Consider the following 17150-nt stretch of genomic DNA (forward strand, 5'->3'; position numbering starts at 1 on the left):
TCTCTCGAAGTCTGAAGATCTACGGGCCGGACGGCGGGGGCTGTGCGGCCCCCGCCGTCCGGCACCCGAAGGTGGTGAGGGGTCAGGCCTGCTCGGCGTCCGCGGCCGGGGCGGCCGGGGTCTCGGCAGGCGTCTCCTCGGCGGCGGGGGCCTCGGCCTCGGCGGGCGCCTCCTCGGCAGCCGGAGCCTCGGCGGGCTTCTCGGCGGCCTCGGCGTCGTCCTTCTTCTCGGCCTTCTCGCCCTCGAGCAGGTCGCGCTCCCACTCGGCGAGCGGCTCGCCGGCGGCCTTCTCGCCCTTGGCACCGCCGGCGGCACCGGAGCGGGCGATGAGGCCCTCGGCGACGGCGTCGGCGATCACGCGGGTGAGCAGGGTGACGGAGCGGATCGCGTCGTCGTTGCCCGGGATCTTGTAGTCGACCTCGTCGGGGTCGCAGTTGGTGTCGAGGATGGCGACGACCGGGATGTTGAGCTTCCGGGCCTCGCCGACCGCGATGTGCTCCTTCTTGGTGTCCACGATCCAGACGGCGCTGGGCACCTTGGACATCTCGCGGATACCGCCGAGGGTCTTCTCCAGCTTGGCCTTCTCGCGGGAGAGGACCAGCAGCTCCTTCTTGGTGAGGCCGGAGGCGGCCACGTCCTCGAAGTCGATCTGCTCGAGCTCCTTGAGGCGCTGCAGGCGCTTGTAGACGGTCGAGAAGTTGGTGAGCATGCCGCCCAGCCAGCGCTGGTTGACGTAGGGCATGCCGACGCGGGTGGCCTGCTCGGCGATGGCCTCCTGCGCCTGCTTCTTCGTGCCGACGAACATGACCGTGCCGCCGTGGGCGACGGTCTCCTTGACGAACTCGTAGGCGCGGTCGATGTACGACAGCGACTGGAGCAGGTCGATGATGTAGATGCCGTTGCGCTCGGTGAAGATGAAGCGCTTCATCTTCGGGTTCCAACGGCGGGTCTGGTGACCGAAGTGGACGCCGCTTTCCAGCAGCTCCCGCATCGTGACGACGGCCATGGCCGTATCTCCTTGAGTTTCTCGGTTGTGCCGCGCGAGCCGGACGGCTCCCGCGCCTGACGCCCGCGATGCGCCTGCCACTAGGGACCGAGGGGCGCTGACACGAGCCTTTGCGGGCTTCGTGTCGGGGCGTGCGAAGTCGACCCGGTGACCCGGATCGCCACCAGAAGTGTACGGGACCCGCGGGGCACCGGGTGACGCGGCTGTCCACAACCGGGGCGCGGTCCACAGGGCCGGGCGGCGACGGGTCCCGGTGCGGGACGGTGCTCGCATGCGAACGAGGCGATGGGTGGGTGCGTGTGCCCGGGTGGCAGTGCTGTCGGTCGTCCTGACCGTCCTGGCCGGGCCGGGCGCGGGGCGGCCGCGCCCGGCCCCGGCGACGGCGGTACGGGCCCTGCCGGACCCAGCGGAGGCGGCGGGGGAAGCGGGGGCGGTGGACCCGATGGTGCCGGCCGTGGCCCGGGGCTGGCCGGTCGGCACGCGGCCCGTGGTCCTGCGGGGCTGGGAGCCCCCGGCGACCCCGTACGGTCCGGGGCACCGCGGCGTGGACCTCGCCGCGGACGGCGGGGCGCCGGTGCGGGCGGTGGCCGCGGGGCGGGTGTCGTTCGCGGGGCCGGTCGCGGGCCGGGGTGTGGTCTCGGTGGAGTTGACGGGGACGGGCGAACCACCCCTGCGGACGACGTACGCCCCCGTCGAGGCGGCCGTGCGCAAGGGTGACGAGGTCACCGCCGGGGAGCTGCTCGGCACGGTGGAGCAGACGGGCCCGCACTGCACGGCCTGTCTGCACTGGGGTCTGCTGCGGGGCGAGGTCTATCTGAACCCGCTGTCCCTGCTCCCGCCGTGGCTGCTGAACGCGGGTCCGTCGAGGCTGCTGCCGGTCCTGGGGGTGCCATTGCCCGGCCGTGCGGAGATCAGCCCCGCACGCCGCGCAGCGCCATGGAGACCGCCGCCTCCGTGATCGCGGTCGGTTCCTCCGCCGCGCCCAGTTCGATCCGTCGTACGGCCGCGTCGACGACGCCCTGGAGGAGCATCGCCGCCAGCCGCGGCTGGGTGTGCCCCATCTCGCCGAGCGCCTCGACGATCATCGCGACCAGTCCGCCGTGCGCCGCGCGGATCTTCTCCCGGGCGCCGGCGTCCAGCTCGCTCGCGGAAATGGCCACGACCGCGCGGTGCCGCCGGTCCCCGACCAGGTCGAGCTGGGTGCGCACATACGCCTCGACCTTGGCCTCGGGGGCCGTCTCGCGCTCCATCGCGGTCTCGACCTCCGCCGCCCAGACGGGGAAGTCGACGGCGCACAGCTCCTCGACCACCGCGGCCCGCGACCGGAAGTACTCGTAGACGGACGACCGGGCAAGGCCCGTCCGTTCGGCGAGGGCGGGGAAGGTCAGCGCCTCCGTGCCGCCGTCGGACAGCAGGGAGCGTGCCGCGTCCAGCAGGGCGGCACGCTGCATCGACCGGTGCTCGGCCACGGAGGCCGCTCGAATCCTTGGCACGTCACCACTTTACGGACGCGGCATCCCGTACGGGAGTCGTCCGCCCGGCCGCACGTCCTCCGACCGGGTCACCGGCGACGTCGTTTCCCTGCCTCGGGCCCAGGTCAGCGGCCGAAACCCGCCAGCTTGGCGCGCAGTTGCAGCACCGACTTGGTGTGGATCTGACTGACCCTGCTCTCGGTCACACCCAGCACGTTCCCGATCTCGGCGAGCGTGAGGCCCTCGTAGTAGTACAGCGTGACCACGGTCTTCTCCCGCTCCGGCAGGGTGTTGATCGCCCGGGCCAGGAGCCGTCGCAGCTCCCGGTCCTCGGCGACCTCCACCGGGTTGTCGGCGGCGGTGTCCTCCAGCGTGTCCATCAGACTCAGCCGGCCGCCGCCCTCGCCGCCCGCGTGCAGCAGCTCCTCCAGGGCCACCACGTTGGCCAGCGACAGCTGACTGAAGACCGCGTGGAGGTCCTCCACCGCGATCCCCATCTCCACGGCGACCTCGCTCTCCGAGGGGGTGCGGCGCAGGCGTGCCTCCAGCGTCGCGTAGGCACGCTCGACGTTGCGCGCCTTCTGCCGCACCGAGCGCGGGATCCAGTCCAGGGCGCGCAGTTCGTCGATCATCGCGCCCCGGATCCGGGTGATCGCGTACGTCTCGAACTTGATCTCCCGGTCGACGTCGAACTTCTCGATGGCGTCGATCAGCCCGAACACCCCGGAGGAGACGAAGTCGGCCTGCTCGACGTTGGACGGCAGCCCCACGCTGACGCGGCCCGCCACGTACTTCACCAGGGGCGAGTAGTGCAGGATCAGCTGTTCCCGCAGCCGCTCGTCGCCGGTCGCCTTGTACGACCGCCACAGCTCGTCGAGCGTCGAGGGGGCGGACGGTCGCACGCTGCCACCGTCGCGGGCGGCTGGGGGGCTCGCCGCCCGGTCGGACCCGGAGGTGTGCTGGGGCATTCGTCGCCTAGTGCCGTTCTGCCGTGATGTGGATCTGCCTGAGGCCGCCGGTCTGCCTTCTGGTTGTCGCCTGCTGTCGGCCGTCTGCGTGGGGGGTCATCGTGAGCGTAGCGTGACTGGACCGTCGCGGTGTGCGAAGGAGGGGGCGGTGACCCTACGCAGATACGTTCCGCCGAACGCTCTACAGGGGGGACGATGATCGCTCTGGGTGATCACTCGAATACCTCAACTGCCAGAATCCCCACGGGCGTCGGGGTTCCCCCGGACGGCCGAACACGGTGCGTCAGCACGGGCTGCGACCGCCGCGAACCGAGATCATCGCCTGGCGTGTCAACTTCCAGCCGTCGCCGTGTCGTTCGACGTAACCGAGTGCTCGAAGCTCGTACAGCCTCGCGATCGCGTCGTCCTCGGTGGTCTGGGCGCGGCGTGCCACCTCCGCCGCCGTCGCCGTTCCCCGCCCGGGGAGACCGGACAGCACATGACGGGTCCGGGGCTCCAGGAGATCGGTGGGCAGGACGGGTCCGCGCCGCTCCGGAGGCAGCTCACCCATGTCGCCCACCAGTTCGACCACCTCCGCGGCGTCGCCGACGAGCACCGCGTCCCCGCGCAGCAGCTCGTGCACCCCTGCGGAGAGGGCGCTGGTCGCCGGTCCGGGCACGCCCATCACGTGCCGGCCCAGCCGCCGGGCCGCTCGGGCGGTCACCAGCGAACCGCTGCGATAGGCGGCCTCGACGACCACGGTGCCCCGGGTGAGCGCGGCGATGACCCGGTTGCGCAGGATGAATCTGCTCGGCGTCGGATGGTCGCCCGGCGGCAGCTCGCCGACGACCAGGCCCTGCTCGGCGATCCTGGTGATCAGCGCGGTGTGCCCCGGAGGGTAGGGGCGGTCGACCCCGCAGGCGAGGACCGCCGCGGTGGCGCCGCCGGCCCCGAGGGCACCGCGGTGGGCGGCGCCGTCGATCCCGTAGGCGCCGCCGGACACCACGACCCAGCCCCGCTCGGCCAGGCCGGCGGCGAGGGTGGTGGCCATGTGGGCGCCGTACTCGGTGCAGGCGCGGGCGCCGACGACGGCGACCGACCTGAGCGCCCACATGCGCAGGCTGGGCCCGCCCCGCACCCAGAGCCCCAGCGGCCGGGCGTCGCCGAGGTCGTCGAGCTGACCCGGCCACTCCGCGGTCCCGGGGATCACGAACCGCGCCCCCGCGGACCGGGCGACGGCCAGGTCGCGGCGGGGGTCGGCCCGGTCCGCGCGAGCGCACAGCCCGGCCCACCGCTTCTCGCTCACCCCCGGCAGGGCTCGCCCGCCCTCCCGCAGGCGCCGCACCACCTCCAGGACTCCGCGCTCCCGCACCCACCGACCGCCCGTCTCGTCCCCGGGCTCGAGCACCCGGGCAAGGAAGACCCGCCCGAGCAACTCACCGTCCACCGGTCGGTCACCCGGCGCCCATCCCCCGCCGGCACCCGCGCCCACGGCGTCCCGCGCCACGACGACACCGCCGCCGGCAGCGATCCCGTCCACGACACCGGAACCGTCCCCGGCCACAGCACGCGTCCCCGCCTCCCTTTCGGACGGCCCGCCGTGACCGAGGGACGCTCCCTCGGACGGCCCGACGTGACCGAGGAACACGGCGTCGTCGTGGAAGAGGGCCTCGTCCGTCGGCGGCGGCGCCGCGTTCCCACTTTTGGCGGCGTTCTCCGGGGTCGCGGTCTCCCCACCCACAGCGGCGTCCTCGTTCCGCGGCGTCTCCCCGTTCACGTCAGTGCTCCCAAGGCCATCGGCACGCCCCGTGGGACTCCCGTGCGCAATTGCAGTGCCAGGGCGACGTCCCGTGCGTCGGGGCGGTCGTGGCCGACGAGGTCCGCGACGGTCCAGGCGACGCGCAGGACCCGGTCGAGTCCGCGGGCGGTGAGCACACCGCGTTCCAGGCTGCGCTCCGCCTCCTCCAGGGCACCGGACGCGGCGCGCCAGCGACTGCGCAGCTCCCGGCCGGGCACCTCGCTGTTCGACCGCCACGGGGAACCCGCGAGGCGTGCGGCCGCCCGCTCCCCGGCCGCGCGCACCCGGTCGGCGACGGTCGCCGTGGCGTCGCCCCGGGGGCCGTCCCCGGCCAGCTGGCTGCGCGTGACGCGGTCCACCTCGACCCGCAGGTCGACCCGGTCGAGCAACGGCCCGGACAGCCTGGCCTGGTAGCGGCGGATCGCCGAGGGCGGACACTCGCACAACTCGTCGGTCTGGGAGAACCGCCCGCAGGGGCAGGGGTTGGCGGCCAGCACCATCAGGAACCGCGCCGGGAAGCGCACCACACCCGCGCTGCGTGCGATGACGACGTGCCCGGCCTCCAGCGGCTGGCGCAGGGCGTCCAGCGCGTGGCTGCTGAACTCGGGGGTCTCGTCCAGGAAGAGGACGCCTCGGTGTGCCAGCGACACCGCTCCCGGCCGGGCGACGCCGGGGCCGCCCCCGACGAGGGCCTGCATCGTGGCGGAGTGGTGCGGGGCGCAGTAGGGAGCCACGTCGATCAGGGGCTTGCCCGGCGGCAGCAGTCCCGCCACCGAGTGCACGGCGGTGACCTCAAGGGACTCCGTCCGGCAGAGCTGGGGCAGGATGGCGGGCAGCCGTTCGGCGAGCATGGTCTTGCCCGCGCCGGGCGGTCCCTCCAGGAACAGGTGGTGGCGGCCGGCCGCGGCGACCTCCACGGCCGTGCGCGCCGACTCCTGGCCGACGACGTCGGCGAGGTCGTGGCCGTGGTCGTACTGGGCCGCTCCCATGCTGTGCATGCCGGTGGCCGCGCCCGTGCCGGGCATGCGCAGACCGGCCAGGAGCGGGTCGGGGCGGCCCTGCTGGTCCTCCTGCTCCTCCTCCGGCACGGGTTCGTCGGCGAGGACGGCGATCAACTGCCGCAGGCTGCGGACGCCGAGCACCGACACGCCCGGCACCAGCGACGCCTCGGCCGCGGCGCACTCCGGCACGACCACCTGTTCGTATCCGGCGTCGGCCGCGGCCAGTACCGCGGGCAGGATGCCGCGCACCGGCCGCACCCGCCCGTCCAGGCCCAGCTCCCCGATCATCACGATGTCGGCGAGCACCCGCGGGTCGATCCGCTCGGCCGCGCCCAGGACGCTCGCCGCGACGGCCAGGTCGAAGCCGCTGCCGCTCTTGGGCACCGAGGCCGGGCTGAGGCCCACCGTCAGCTTCTTCTGGGGCCACTCCGCGCCCGAGTTCACCACCGCGGCCCGTACCCGGTCCCGGCTCTCCGTGAGGCTCTTGTCCGGCAGCCCCACCAGCGTGAACGCCGCCACGCCCGGTTCCAGGTCGGCCTGGACCTCGACCACCACGCCCTCGACGCCGACGAGCGCTACCGAACACGTACGCGCGAACCCCATCACGCCACCCCCCGGGCGTGCTCGACCACGGGGGCGCCGCGCTGCGGGAGGAGCACGCCGACCAGGTCGATGCGGACCCCACCGGGCGGAGCTCCTCCGTGGGTCTGGATCCAGCGCTCCGCGAGGCGCCGCAGCCGGTCGGCCTTGTCCGGGGTCACGGCGGCCATCGGGTGCTGGAAGGAGCCGCCCCGGCGCGTCTTGACCTCGCAGACGACCAGGACGTCTCCGTCCCTGGCCACGATGTCGATCTCGCCGGTCCTGCCACAGCGCCAGTTGCGCTCCAGGACGGTCAGCCCGGCCCCGGTCAGCCGGCGGACGGCGAGTGTCTCGCCGTACTTGCCCATCGCACCTCGTGCGTTCATGTCGGCACCACCTCCGGCACCAACGATCACGCAGACGGAGCGAGTCCGTCACTCACGGTGAACTACTCACCGGTTGTGGAAAACTCCGTCACCCGCCGGGCAGCTCCAGGTCGCTCTTGTTCAGCTCCTCGATGTTCACGTCCTTGAACGTCAACACCCTCACCTGCTTGACGAACCGGGCCGGCCGGTACATGTCCCACACCCAGGCATCGGCCATGGAGACCTCGAAGAACACCTCGCCCTGCACCGAGTGCACCTGCATCTCGTAGTCGTTGGTGAGGTAGAAACGCCGCTCGGTCTCGATCACGTATTTGAACAGACCGACGACATCGCGGTACTCCCGGTAGAGCTTGAGCTCCATCTCGGTCTCGTACTTCTCGAGGTCCTCGGCGCTCATGGCATGTTCCCCTTCAGCCGTACGGTCCCCCCATTGTGCGCCAGCCCTGCGCGCCCCTAGACGATTTCCGTGTCCAGGGTCACCGGCCCGGCCGGGGGACCTTCGTCGAGCAGCGTGCGCAGCAGCTCGGCGAGTCTGGTCGGATACACCGTCTCACGTGCCCGGGTCAGTTCCTCACACGTCCACCAGCGCGCTCCGGCGACGCTGCGCCGCTCCAGTTCGGTGAGGCCGGGGCCGACCGCCTCGGTCGCGGTCCGGTCGGTGCGGGCCAGGTAGTACCACTCGTCCTGGTCCCAGCGGCGGCCCGCGAAGGGGAAGGAGCACCTGCGCCGCCACAGCACCGGGCCGAGTGCGACGTCGGCGATGCCGGTCTCCTCCAGCAGCTCGCGCCGGGCGGCCTGCGCACGCGTCTCGTCGCCCTCCACACCGCCACCGGGGGTGAACCACCAGTCGTCGGCCGGATCGTCCGGTTCGTGGCCGTGCAGCAGCAGGATGCGGTCCTCGGGGTCGAGCAGCACGACCCGGGCGACCCGGCGCAGTCCGCCCTCGTAGGTGTCCCGCCCCGCCGGGGTCGCCTCAGCGGCCACCGGTCGGCTCCGCTCCCTTTCGGGCCCGGGACGCCCCGGCCCGCTTGGCGAGCGGACCGTAGGCCGCGCCGCCCAGGATCAGCACGGCTCCGGCGATCACCACCGCGACGACGGTCCGCAGCGGCCCCGGCGAGGAGAGGTCGCCCAGCGCCTCGAAGCCGGTGGGCCGCTCCAGCATGCCGTTCAGCGGCCAGGCCACGGCGTCCACGCGGGCGTCCACCGCGCCGCGCGAGACGGTGCCGCGGGCCGTGTCGGTGAGGTGGGCGGTGGAGTCCACGGAGTTGTCGCGCTCGTCGCCCAGCAGGAACAGGCGGCCCTCCGGGACGGTCACGGTCTGGAAGTCGCTGATCTCGGCCGGCGTCCCGGCGGGCAGGTACGGCTCGTCGATCACCTTGCCGTTGACCGTCAGCTTGCCCTTCTGGCAGCAGGAGACGGTGTCCCCGCCGACGGCGACGACCCGCTTGACCATCGGGGCGTTGGCCCAGGTCGCGTCCTTGAACACGACGACGTCACCGCGGCGGACGTCGGCGCCGTCGATGCGCTGCGCCAGGACCCGGTCGCCGGCGTCGATCGTCGGCGTCATGGAACTGGTCGGCACGGTGTAGGGCCGGTAGACCACCGCTCCCCAGCCGAATCCGCCGAGGAACAGCACCAGGCCCAGCGCCACCGCGATGCCGGACAGCCGCTGCCCGGTCCGGCTGCCCCTCGGACTCCTGGTCGTTCCGCCGCCGCGCGGGACCGTACGTGTCGTGCTCTCGCCACCCATGGAGCGGCACCTTACCCGGCGGTACGCCAACGGGGCAGCCCCCTCCCGGGGGCCGGAAGGGGGCTCTTGGAGCCTCGGCGGGATCCGGCTCGACCCAGCGTGACCGGCGGGATCGGGCGGGATCCAGCAGGCTCAGCGCGTCTCGGCCGGAGCGGAGCGGCGACGGCGCCACCAGACGACCGGGACCACACCGGCCACGGCCAGGCCCTGCGGCGCGACCGACAGCGCGGCGGCGGCCGAGGGCTGGTCCTGCAAGCCGTCCTGGCCGAAGGTGTCGGGGACCGGCAGGGTGCTCCAGCGGTTCATCGGCCAGGCGACCACGATGGCGCGGCCGACGACCTGGTCCACCGGGACCATGCCGCCGTTCTTGTCCGACTGGTTGTAGCGGGAGTCCCGGGAGTTCTGCCGGTGGTCGCCCATGACCCAGATCTTGCCGTCGGGCACCGTGACCTTGAACCGTCCGCCCTGGTCGTCGTCCGAGCACGGCGTGTTGCCCGGGTAGACGTACGGCTCGTTCAGCGCCTTGCCGTTGACCTTGAGCGGGCCCGTCTTGTTGCACTCGACCGTGTCGCCGGCGACGCCGATGACCCGCTTGATCAGGTCCTTCTCGTCGGCGGACGGCATCAGGCCGATCCAGCTGAGGACCGTTTGCAGGGCGTTCGGGTCGGGTGTCGGCTCGCCCGCCAGCCAGTCGTCCGGGTCGTGGAAGACGACGACCTCGCCGCGCTCGGGCTCGGAGCCGAACCAGGGGGTCAGCTTGTCGACCAGGACGCGGTCACCGATCTGAAGGGTGTTCTCCATCGAGGACGAGGGGATGGAGAACGCCTGTACCAGGAACGTCTTGATCAGCAGGGCGAGGACCAGCGCGATGCCGATCAGGATCGGCAGTTCCTTCCAGAAGGAGCGCTGCTTCTTGGCCGCGGGAGGTGTCGCGGGCGGCGTCCCGCCGACCCCCTCGTCCTCCGTCCCGCCGTTGTGTCCGCCCTGGCCGTGCTGTCCGTTCGTCACCCTGCCGTCCTCGGTCCCGGAGCCGTACCCGGAGGCCGGGGCGCCGACCGCGGCCGGACCGGAGCTCTCCTCGGGGCGTCCGCGGTTCTCCTCGCCGTCGTGACCGGACCGTGCGCCAACCGCCACATCCCCCACGCCAACTCCTTACTCTCTGCCGCCGCCTGCCCCGGAAACGGCGCAGGCCCACCACTCCCATAACGAGCGGGAGTTCCGCAGGGGTCGGGAGTTCAATCATCGCGTTCGGATCGTAGGGGGCAACCCTATGCGACAGCTCGGGAGCGGCGGTCGAACCGGAGGCCGCGTCGGCCACGGACGCGTACGTTTCCGGTTCGTCCAGGGTGGTCCAGTGACCGAACGGCCACGCGATCACCATGGCCCGTCCCACCACCTCGTCCTGGGACACCGTGCCGAAGTCGGTCTCCTGGTGGGCGCGGGAGTCGGCGGAGTTGGACCGGTGGTCGCCCATCACCCACAGCCGCCCCTCGGGAACGGTGACGTCGAACGGCGTCCGGGAGGGGACGTCGCCGGGGTACAGGTAGTCCTCGTCCAGGGGAACGCCGTTGACGGTGACGCGTCCCTGTTTGTCGCAGCACTTGACGTGGTCACCGCCCACGCCGACGACCCGCTTGATGAGGTCCTTCTCGTCGTCGGACGGCAGCAGTCCGATGAAGGCGAGACCTTCCTTGACCTGTTTGACGACGACGGGGTCGTCCTTCTTCGTGGTCTGCTCGCCCTGGAGCCAGCCGCCCGGGTCGCGGAAGACGACGACGTCGCCGCGCTGCGGCTCGGAGCCGAACCACGGGGTGAGCTTGTCCACCAGGACCCGGTCCCCGATCCGGATGGTCTGCTCCATGGAGCCCGAGGGGATCACGAAGGCCTGCACGAGAAAGGTCTTGAGCACCAGCGCTATGAGGACCGCGACGCCGATGAGGAGCGGGATCTCCTTGACGGCGCCGCGTCTGCGCCGTCGTTTGACCTTGCGCTGGAGCTTGCGGCGTTCGGCGCGGGAGCGGCCGCCGGACGGTGCGGCGGTGCGCCGCGAGCCGGTCGGCAGCAGGTTCTCCGTGGGGCTGCTGGGCGCTCCTCGCGGCTTGCCCCGGCTACCCATCGGCGTCCTCGTCGCGCGCGGCCCCGGCCCCGGATGCGGCCCCGGCGTCGGCCTCCGCGTCCGGCACGCGCGCGTAGGCGTCGGGACGCTCCAGCCGGGTGGCGTGGCCGAAGGGCCAGACGATCCAGTCGGCGCGGCCGATCACGTCGTCCAGCGGGACCATCCCGCCCCCCGGGGAGCCCAGGTGGTCGCGGGAGTCGCTGGAGTCGGCCCGGTGGTCGCCGAGGACGAAGAGGGTGCCGTCGGGGACGACGACGTCGAAGGGGACCGTGGACGGGCGGTCGCCGGGGTACAGGAACGCCGACTCGTCGACCGACTGCCCGTTCACCCGGACCCTCCCCTCCTCGTCGCAGCACACCACGTGGTCCCCGCCCACACCCACCACGCGTTTGATGTAGTCGCCGCGCCCGAAGCTCCCGGTGCCGTCGAAGACGACGATGTCGCCCCGCTGCGGCCGACGGTCGAAACGGTACGCCAACTTGTTTACGAGAACCCGGTCGCCGATCCTCAATCCGCGCTCCATCGATCCGCTGGGGATCTGGAACGGTTGCAGCACGAAGGTGCTGACCAGCAGCAGGATCAGCAGGAGGGCCAGCAGGACCACGGTGATCCGGCCGCCCGGCACCCAGTCCCTGATCCGCCCCGCCAACGCGGAACGCGACCGTCCCTCCGGGCCCTCCGGGTCCGAGGGCTGCTCGGAGTCGGAAGGGCGGGAGGAGCGGTCGCGCTCCGTGTGCTGTGTTTCGATGTCCATCGGGGCCAGATGCTATCCGGCCCCGGCGCGGACCTCGGAGGGCGCTCAGCTGTCGCGCTTCTCCTTGATCTTCGCGGCCTTGCCGCGCAGCTCGCGCAGGTAGTACAGCTTGGCGCGGCGGACGTCACCGCGGGTGACGAGCTCGATCTTCTCCACGATCGGGGTGTGCACCGGGAAGGTGCGCTCGACGCCGACGGAGAAGGAGACCTTGCGGACCGTGAAGGTCTCGCGCACGCCGGCGCCCTGGCGGCGGATGACTACGCCCTTGAACTGCTGCACACGGGAGCGGTTGCCCTCGATGACGCGCACGTGGACGTTGACGGTGTCGCCGGGGCGGAAGGCCGGGACGTCGCTGCGCAGCGACGCGGCGTCGACGGAGTCGAGCAGGTGAGACATTTCGTCTGCTTTCTTCGCTGATGCCACAGGTCATCAACGGAAACTAGGTGTTTCGGAATCAGGGTCGTGCGGGTCGGGACGGACGTCGTCTCCCCCTGTGGCAGGGGCGCGCTCCGGACGGACGCACAACAGCCGCCTATTCTTCCATGCCCGGGGTCCTGCGCCAAAATCGGCCGTACGGTTCCCCGTCCGGGTCGGGCTGCCAGCCCAGGATGGAGAGCATCTCGCGGTCCTTCTTGTCGAAGGCGGCGGGATCGCACCGTTCGATCAGGTCGGGCCGGTTGGCCGTGGTGCGGCGCAGGGCCTCGTCGCGGCGCCAGCGGGCGATCTTCCCGTGGTGGCCGCTGAGCAGCACGTCCGGGATGCCGCGTCCGCGCCACAGCGGCGGCTTGGTGTGGACGGGGCCTTCCAGGAGGCCGGCCATGGCGCCGGGGGCGAAGGAGTCGTCCCGGTGGGACTCGGCGTTGCCGAGCACGCCGGGCAGCAGCCGGGCCACGGCCTCGGTGACGACGAGTACGGCGGCCTCGCCGCCGGCCAGGACGTAGTCGCCGATGGACACCTCGTACACGGGCATCCGGGTCGCGTACTCGTCGACGACGCGGCGGTCGATGCCCTCGTAGCGGGCGGGGGTGAAGATCAGCCAGGGCCGCTCGGAGAGGTGGACGGCGAGTTCCTGGGTGAAGGGCCGGCCGCTGGGCGTGGGCACGATCAGGGCGGGCTCGCCGGACCCCGTCTCGTAGCCGTCGGCCAGTACGGAGTCCAGCGCGTCGCCCCACGGCTCGGTCTTCATGACCATGCCGGGGCCGCCGCCGTAGGGGGTGTCGTCGACCGTGTTGTGGCGGTCGTACGTCCACTCGCGCAGGTCGTGCACGTGGACGCCGAGCTGTCCGCGCGCGCGTGCCTTGCCGACGAGGGAGACGTTCAGCGGTTCCAGGTACTCGGGGAAGATCGTGACGACGTCGAGCCGCATCACGCATCGTCTCCGGCGGTGTCCTCGGCGTCCGCGTCCCCGGCGGCGTCGCGCGCGGAGGCGATCTCGGCCCGGTCGTCGATCAGCCCGGGCGGCGGGTCGATGACCGCGCGCTGCTCGTCCAGGTCGATCGCGGTGACGATCTCGGAGACGAACGGCACGTAGACCTCGCTGCCGTCGGGGCGCTCCACCACGAAGAGGTCCTGCGTGGGCAGGTGGGAGATCTCGGAGATGCGGCCCACCTCGGTGCCGTCGGCGGTCACCACGTCGAGGTCGATCAGCTGGTGGTCGTAGTACTCGTCCTCGTCCTCGGGCCGCTCGTCCGGGTCCACGTCGGCGATCAGGAGGGTGTTGCGCAGCGCCTCGGCGCCGGTGCGGTCGTGGACGCCGGCGAAACGCAGCAGGAGGCGGCCGCTGTGCACCCGGCCGGTCTCGATGGTGAGCGGCCCGGCGGAGGCGGGATCGGTGGCCAGTACGGCACCGGGTCCGAGCCTCAGCTCCGGCTCGTCCGTGCGGACCTCGACGGTCACCTCGCCCTTGATTCCGTGGGCGCGGCCGATGCGCGCGACTACCAGCTGCACTGTGCTTGATCTCCTGTCGGTACTGCGACGAGCCGGTCGGGCTCATACGACTGCGGGCCGGGGACGGCCCAGTGGCCTTCCCCGGCCCGAGCCGGTGCTGCGATTGCCGTCAGCGGACGTGATCCACGTCGACGAGGTCGACACGGACACCGCGTCCGCCGATGGCGCCCACGACGGTGCGCAGGGCGCGGGCGGTGCGGCCGTTGCGGCCGATCACCTTGCCGAGGTCGTCGGGGTGGACCCGGACCTCGAGCACCCGGCCGCGGCGCAGGTTGCGCGAGGCGACCTGCACATCGTCAGGGTTGTCGACGATGCCCTTCACGAGGTGCTCGAGAGCCTCCTCGAGCATGCTCAGGCCTCGGACGCGGAGGACTCGGCGGCGGCCTCGTCCTTCTTGTCGGCCTTCTTCTTCTGGGTGATGGCCTCACCCTTGCCCTCGTCCTCGCCACCGATCGCCTCGAAGGACGGGCGGGCCGCCTTCTCGGCCGGCTGCAGCAGCGGAGCCGGGGCGGGCTCGCCCTTGAACTTCTGCCAGTCGCCGGTCTTCTTCAGGATGGCGAGCACGGGCTCGGTCGGCTGAGCACCGACACCGAGCCAGTACGCGACACGCTCGGCGTCGACCTCCATCACCGACGGGTTGTACGTCGGGTGGTACTTGCCGATCTCCTCGATGGCCCGGCCGTCACGGCGGGTACGGGAGTCGGCGACGACGATGCGGTAGTGAGGCGAACGGATCTTGCCCAGACGCTTCAGCTTGATCTTGACTGCCACGGGAGTGGGTTCTCCTGGTTTTGACGTGATTGGGCACGGCGAGAGAGCCGCGTGGGGTTGCGGTACCCGAGTGCCCGATGGACGCGTCAGCCGGAGGAGAGAGGGGTCCTGTGCGACTGTCGAGTACAGCTAGCCATTGTGCCACACGCGGGCAGGCCCGTCGGACCGAGGGCACCGGGCCCGCCCGTGGGGCGGACCGCTCGGCTCCCGACGGAACCCGGCCCCGGTCCGGCTGCCACGAGCAGCCGGACCGTCAGCTCACGCCCGCGCCGACCACCTCCGGGATCCGGAACGGCTTGCCGCAGCCGCCGCACATGATCGGGGCCTGGGCCAGCACCGACGGGACCACGCGGACGTTGCGCCCGCAGTCGCAGACCGCCTTCACGCGCACCCCTCCCCCGGAGGAGCCGTGGCGGGCGGCCGGACCGCGGAAGCTGCGGGCCGTGTCGGTCGCGGTGGCGGCGGTGTGGGCCTTCAGCGCGCGCTGGAGGCGTTCGATCGTCGGGCGGTAGCGGCGCTTCGCCTCGGGGGTGAGCGTGACCAGCGAGAAGCCGCTGCTGGGATGCGGCTCCTCGGGATGGTCCAGGCCCAGCTCCTCGGCGATCGCGAGGAACCGACGGTTGTGATAGCGCCCCGCGCGGGAGGTGTCGCGTACTCCGCGCGCGGCGGCGATGCCGTGGACTGCCTCGTGAAGCAGTCGTTCGAAGGAGAGTTCGTGTCCGCAGGCGGACGACGACTCTCCGATCAGGGACTCGGGCGCGGCAAGATCGGGCAGCTCGGTGTGGTGCCGCTGAATGTCGGCCCACGCCTGCGCCAGCTCTGCGGCGAGAACAGGTGGTGTCGTGCTCACGTAATGACAACGAGCCGGGGTGCCGCTGTGTTCCTATTCCGGGGCATCCCAAATAATTTGCACGTACCAGTCAGTTGCCGCTGATGCGTCCTGACGAGGGCGGGTGCGCTGATCTGCGGAGAAGCCGCACAGCTCGTACCAAGCTGGTGCGTAGTCCGACGTACGCGCCGGCGCGTAGCCGCCGTCCACGCGCCGGAGTGCGGGACCCGCGCGGGCGCAAGGGCCGTTTCGGCCGCTGTCGCGTCGGAGGGACACCGTCCGAGTGGACGGGCCCACGGACGCGACGTTACCGGGTGCGCCGCCGGCGTGCGGCACCGCCCCGCCTCCCGCGGCATCCGACCCCCGCGCGGGCACCGCAGGCCCGGCCGACCTTGGCCGGAACCGTACCGTCCGTGCGGCGGCCACCCACGGTCATCGCCCAGCGACACGATCCGGCCAACCCCTCCAGGCGGCGCGACGGGATCGCCCCGGGTACCGCGCGGGCAGACCCATGTTGCCGGGAAGTGAAATCTCGCCACGCTGCCGGGGATCGGGCAAAACGGGCCCCGCTACCACTGGACGCCGGGGCGAGCCCGGAGTTACCTGGCATACGGGGGGAGTGCGAGCGCACTGCACGGGGGCCATGGAATCGGGCACGGCGGCAACACTCGGCGATTGGGGCACTTTCCTATGACACCTACGCTCGTGCGGCAGCACCCATCTCACGCGAGGGCGACGCCTCACGTGGACCTGCGGGCACGCGCGCGTGACTGGTCCGAGATACAGGAGCGGATGCTCGTACCGCTCTACGAGGCCGTCTACGAGCGACTGGACGTGGGCGGCGACACCCGGATGCTGGGCCTGGGCTGCGGTTCCGGTCTCGCGCTGCTGATGGCCGCCTCGCGCGGTGCCACGGTGACCGGGGTCGACTCCCGCTCCCCGGACCTGCTGGCGCTGGCCCGCCGACGCCTGCTGTCCGGGACGTCCGAGGAGCCCGGGACGCCCGCGGGACCCGGGACGGGCGGCGCGGTGGGCACGCGCACGCGTGCCGACGCGCCACGGATCGTCGAGGGCGCGCCCGAGGACGCGGCGGACCCCACGGCACCGGCGTACACGCTGGTGACCGCCTTCGAACCCACCGGGTGCCGCGCGGGCGACGCGGAGGAGCTCGGCGAACTGCTCGCCCGGGCGACGCCGCTCGCCGCACGCGGGGCGGCCGTGGTGCTGGCAGGCTGGGGCCCGCCCGAGCGGTGCGCCACGACCTCGGTGCTGCGGGTGGCCGCCAAGCTCACCGACCCGACGCGCGGCACGGGCGGCTGGCGCCCCGCCCTGCGCGACGACCTGGAGGAGGTCGCCCAGCGGGCCGGGCTCAGGCCGGACGGCTCGGGGCGGGTGGCCTGCCCGTTCGGCTACGCCGACCCGGGCAGCGCGGTACGCGGGCTGCTGTCGACCGGGCTGTTCGACGCGGCGGTCGCGGCGACCGACCGGGAACAGGTCGACAAGGAGCTGACGGAGGCCCTGCACCCGCACCAGCGGCCGGACGGCACCGTGTGGATGCCGAACGTGTTCCGCTACCTGGTCGCACGAGTCCCCTGACGATCGGTACCGGTGTCGACTGGTTCCGGCCGTTTCCGGCCGCGTGTGTGCGACGCCTGACGGGCTTCTTCCGATGCGGGTGTGAACGGTGTGAAGAAGCCGGTCCGGGGCTCCGGCGGTTTCCCCTGATGGATCATGCCGCAAGACCGTCCTGCGCCCCCTGCGGGGGCGGGGACGGGGCGGAGCGACCGCCGAGGC

Annotated in this window: 19 protein-coding genes and 1 pseudogene; 2 read left to right on the forward strand and 18 right to left on the reverse strand. The window is 72.3% G+C overall.

All coding sequences use genetic code 11. The features are described 5' to 3' along the window. Positions 1-82: 82 nt before the first annotated feature. Entirely contained in the window at positions 83-1006 is a 924-nt protein-coding gene (rpsB, locus tag ACIRGB_RS29750; protein ID WP_403871607.1) for a 30S ribosomal protein S2, read from the reverse strand. Between the two features lie 307 nt (positions 1007-1313). On the opposite strand from rpsB, the gene ACIRGB_RS29755 reads away from it, so the two are divergent. Beyond that, a complete protein-coding gene (locus tag ACIRGB_RS29755) occupies positions 1314-1964 on the forward strand; it encodes a murein hydrolase activator EnvC family protein (RefSeq protein ID WP_403871608.1) in 651 nt (216 codons plus the stop codon). On the opposite strand, the gene ACIRGB_RS29760 is transcribed toward ACIRGB_RS29755, so the two are convergent. The 17 genes and pseudogenes from ACIRGB_RS29760 to ACIRGB_RS29840 form a co-directional block, all read right to left on the reverse strand. Beyond that, the gene (locus tag ACIRGB_RS29760) at positions 1918-2475 is read right to left on the reverse strand and encodes a TetR/AcrR family transcriptional regulator (protein WP_403871847.1); all 558 of its coding nucleotides are present in this window, start codon (positions 2473-2475) and stop codon (positions 1918-1920) included. The genes ACIRGB_RS29755 and ACIRGB_RS29760 overlap by 47 nt on opposite strands. A 128-nt stretch (positions 2476-2603) precedes the next feature. Next, positions 2604-3446: an RNA polymerase sigma factor WhiG gene (gene whiG, locus ACIRGB_RS29765; RefSeq protein ID WP_403871610.1), complete on the reverse strand. Its 843-nt coding sequence runs from the start codon at positions 3444-3446 to the stop codon at positions 2604-2606. A 283-nt stretch (positions 3447-3729) separates the two neighbouring features. Then, positions 3730-4917 (reverse strand): DNA-processing protein DprA, encoded by a 1188-nt coding sequence (gene dprA / locus ACIRGB_RS29770; protein WP_403871849.1) that lies wholly within the window; start codon positions 4915-4917, stop codon positions 3730-3732. A 281-nt stretch (positions 4918-5198) separates the two neighbouring features. Then, positions 5199-6827, reverse strand: coding sequence for a YifB family Mg chelatase-like AAA ATPase (locus tag ACIRGB_RS29775; protein ID WP_403871612.1), 1629 nt, complete (start codon positions 6825-6827; stop codon positions 5199-5201). Further along, complete coding sequence (locus tag ACIRGB_RS29780) at positions 6827-7189, reverse strand: YraN family protein (protein WP_403871614.1); 363 nt, start codon at positions 7187-7189, stop codon at positions 6827-6829. The genes ACIRGB_RS29775 and ACIRGB_RS29780 overlap by 1 nt, the downstream gene beginning before the upstream one ends. Positions 7190-7277: 88 nt before the next feature. Then, complete coding sequence (locus ACIRGB_RS29785) at positions 7278-7586, reverse strand: DUF2469 domain-containing protein (RefSeq protein WP_003965949.1); 309 nt, start codon at positions 7584-7586, stop codon at positions 7278-7280. A 56-nt stretch (positions 7587-7642) separates the two neighbouring features. Beyond that, positions 7643-8173 (reverse strand): NUDIX hydrolase, encoded by a 531-nt coding sequence (locus ACIRGB_RS29790; RefSeq protein ID WP_403871616.1) that lies wholly within the window; start codon positions 8171-8173, stop codon positions 7643-7645. Continuing rightward, complete coding sequence (gene lepB / locus ACIRGB_RS29795) at positions 8163-8939, reverse strand: signal peptidase I (protein ID WP_403871617.1); 777 nt, start codon at positions 8937-8939, stop codon at positions 8163-8165. Before lepB (ACIRGB_RS29795) ends, ACIRGB_RS29790 begins: the two co-directional genes overlap by 11 nt. 132 nt (positions 8940-9071) lie before the next feature. Beyond that, on the reverse strand, positions 9072-10082 hold the full coding sequence (lepB, locus tag ACIRGB_RS29800) for a signal peptidase I (protein WP_403871619.1): 1011 nt from the start codon (positions 10080-10082) through the stop codon (positions 9072-9074). Further along, positions 9973-11055 (reverse strand): annotated as a pseudogene (lepB, locus tag ACIRGB_RS29805) (signal peptidase I); the annotation flags it as partial. The pseudogene lepB (ACIRGB_RS29805) and the gene lepB (ACIRGB_RS29800), both read right to left, overlap by 110 nt. Next, the gene (lepB, locus tag ACIRGB_RS29810) at positions 11048-11809 is read right to left on the reverse strand and encodes a signal peptidase I (RefSeq protein ID WP_403871620.1); all 762 of its coding nucleotides are present in this window, start codon (positions 11807-11809) and stop codon (positions 11048-11050) included. The gene lepB (ACIRGB_RS29810) and the pseudogene lepB (ACIRGB_RS29805), both read right to left, overlap by 8 nt. Before the next feature lie 45 nt (positions 11810-11854). Then, positions 11855-12205 carry a 50S ribosomal protein L19 gene (gene rplS, locus ACIRGB_RS29815; protein ID WP_003973398.1) on the reverse strand — a complete coding sequence of 117 codons (351 nt, stop codon included), beginning with the start codon at positions 12203-12205 and terminating at the stop codon, positions 11855-11857. A gap of 136 nt (positions 12206-12341) precedes the next feature. Further along, positions 12342-13175: a tRNA (guanosine(37)-N1)-methyltransferase TrmD gene (gene trmD / locus ACIRGB_RS29820; protein ID WP_104632547.1), complete on the reverse strand. Its 834-nt coding sequence runs from the start codon at positions 13173-13175 to the stop codon at positions 12342-12344. Next, on the reverse strand, positions 13175-13756 hold the full coding sequence (gene rimM, locus ACIRGB_RS29825) for a ribosome maturation factor RimM (protein ID WP_403871622.1): 582 nt from the start codon (positions 13754-13756) through the stop codon (positions 13175-13177). Before rimM ends, trmD begins: the two co-directional genes overlap by 1 nt. Positions 13757-13865: 109 nt before the next feature. Continuing rightward, positions 13866-14105 (reverse strand): RNA-binding protein, encoded by a 240-nt coding sequence (locus ACIRGB_RS29830; protein WP_003973401.1) that lies wholly within the window; start codon positions 14103-14105, stop codon positions 13866-13868. A gap of 2 nt (positions 14106-14107) precedes the next feature. Next, a complete protein-coding gene (gene rpsP, locus ACIRGB_RS29835; RefSeq protein ID WP_007444852.1) occupies positions 14108-14527 on the reverse strand; it encodes a 30S ribosomal protein S16 in 420 nt (139 codons plus the stop codon). Between the two features lie 253 nt (positions 14528-14780). Continuing rightward, positions 14781-15377, reverse strand: a complete 597-nt coding sequence (locus ACIRGB_RS29840) for a hypothetical protein (protein WP_030188620.1) — start codon at positions 15375-15377, stop codon at positions 14781-14783. A gap of 669 nt (positions 15378-16046) precedes the next feature. Between ACIRGB_RS29840 and ACIRGB_RS29845 the strand changes: the two genes are divergently transcribed. Then, complete coding sequence (locus tag ACIRGB_RS29845; protein ID WP_403871624.1) at positions 16047-16952, forward strand: SAM-dependent methyltransferase; 906 nt, start codon at positions 16047-16049, stop codon at positions 16950-16952. The last annotated feature ends 198 nt before the right edge of the window (positions 16953-17150 follow it).

Source organism: Streptomyces sp. NPDC102490 (assembly GCF_044765285.1).
Classification (GTDB): domain Bacteria; phylum Actinomycetota; class Actinomycetes; order Streptomycetales; family Streptomycetaceae; genus Streptomyces.

Coding starts and splice junctions, on each gene's coding strand:
- rpsB (WP_403871607.1), bottom strand. CDS start 1,006: ATGGCCGTCGTCACGATGCGGGAGCTGCTGGAAAGCGGCGTCCACTTC.
- whiG (WP_403871610.1), bottom strand. CDS start 3,446: ATGCCCCAGCACACCTCCGGGTCCGACCGGGCGGCGAGCCCCCCAGCC.
- ACIRGB_RS29775 (WP_403871612.1), bottom strand. CDS start 6,827: ATGGGGTTCGCGCGTACGTGTTCGGTAGCGCTCGTCGGCGTCGAGGGC.
- ACIRGB_RS29780 (WP_403871614.1), bottom strand. CDS start 7,189: ATGAACGCACGAGGTGCGATGGGCAAGTACGGCGAGACACTCGCCGTC.
- ACIRGB_RS29785 (WP_003965949.1), bottom strand. CDS start 7,586: ATGAGCGCCGAGGACCTCGAGAAGTACGAGACCGAGATGGAGCTCAAG.
- lepB (WP_403871617.1), bottom strand. CDS start 8,939: ATGGGTGGCGAGAGCACGACACGTACGGTCCCGCGCGGCGGCGGAACG.
- lepB (WP_403871620.1), bottom strand. CDS start 11,809: ATGGACATCGAAACACAGCACACGGAGCGCGACCGCTCCTCCCGCCCT.
- rplS (WP_003973398.1), bottom strand. CDS start 12,205: ATGTCTCACCTGCTCGACTCCGTCGACGCCGCGTCGCTGCGCAGCGAC.
- trmD (WP_104632547.1), bottom strand. CDS start 13,175: ATGCGGCTCGACGTCGTCACGATCTTCCCCGAGTACCTGGAACCGCTG.
- ACIRGB_RS29830 (WP_003973401.1), bottom strand. CDS start 14,105: ATGCTCGAGGAGGCTCTCGAGCACCTCGTGAAGGGCATCGTCGACAAC.
- ACIRGB_RS29845 (WP_403871624.1), top strand. CDS start 16,047: ATGACACCTACGCTCGTGCGGCAGCACCCATCTCACGCGAGGGCGACG.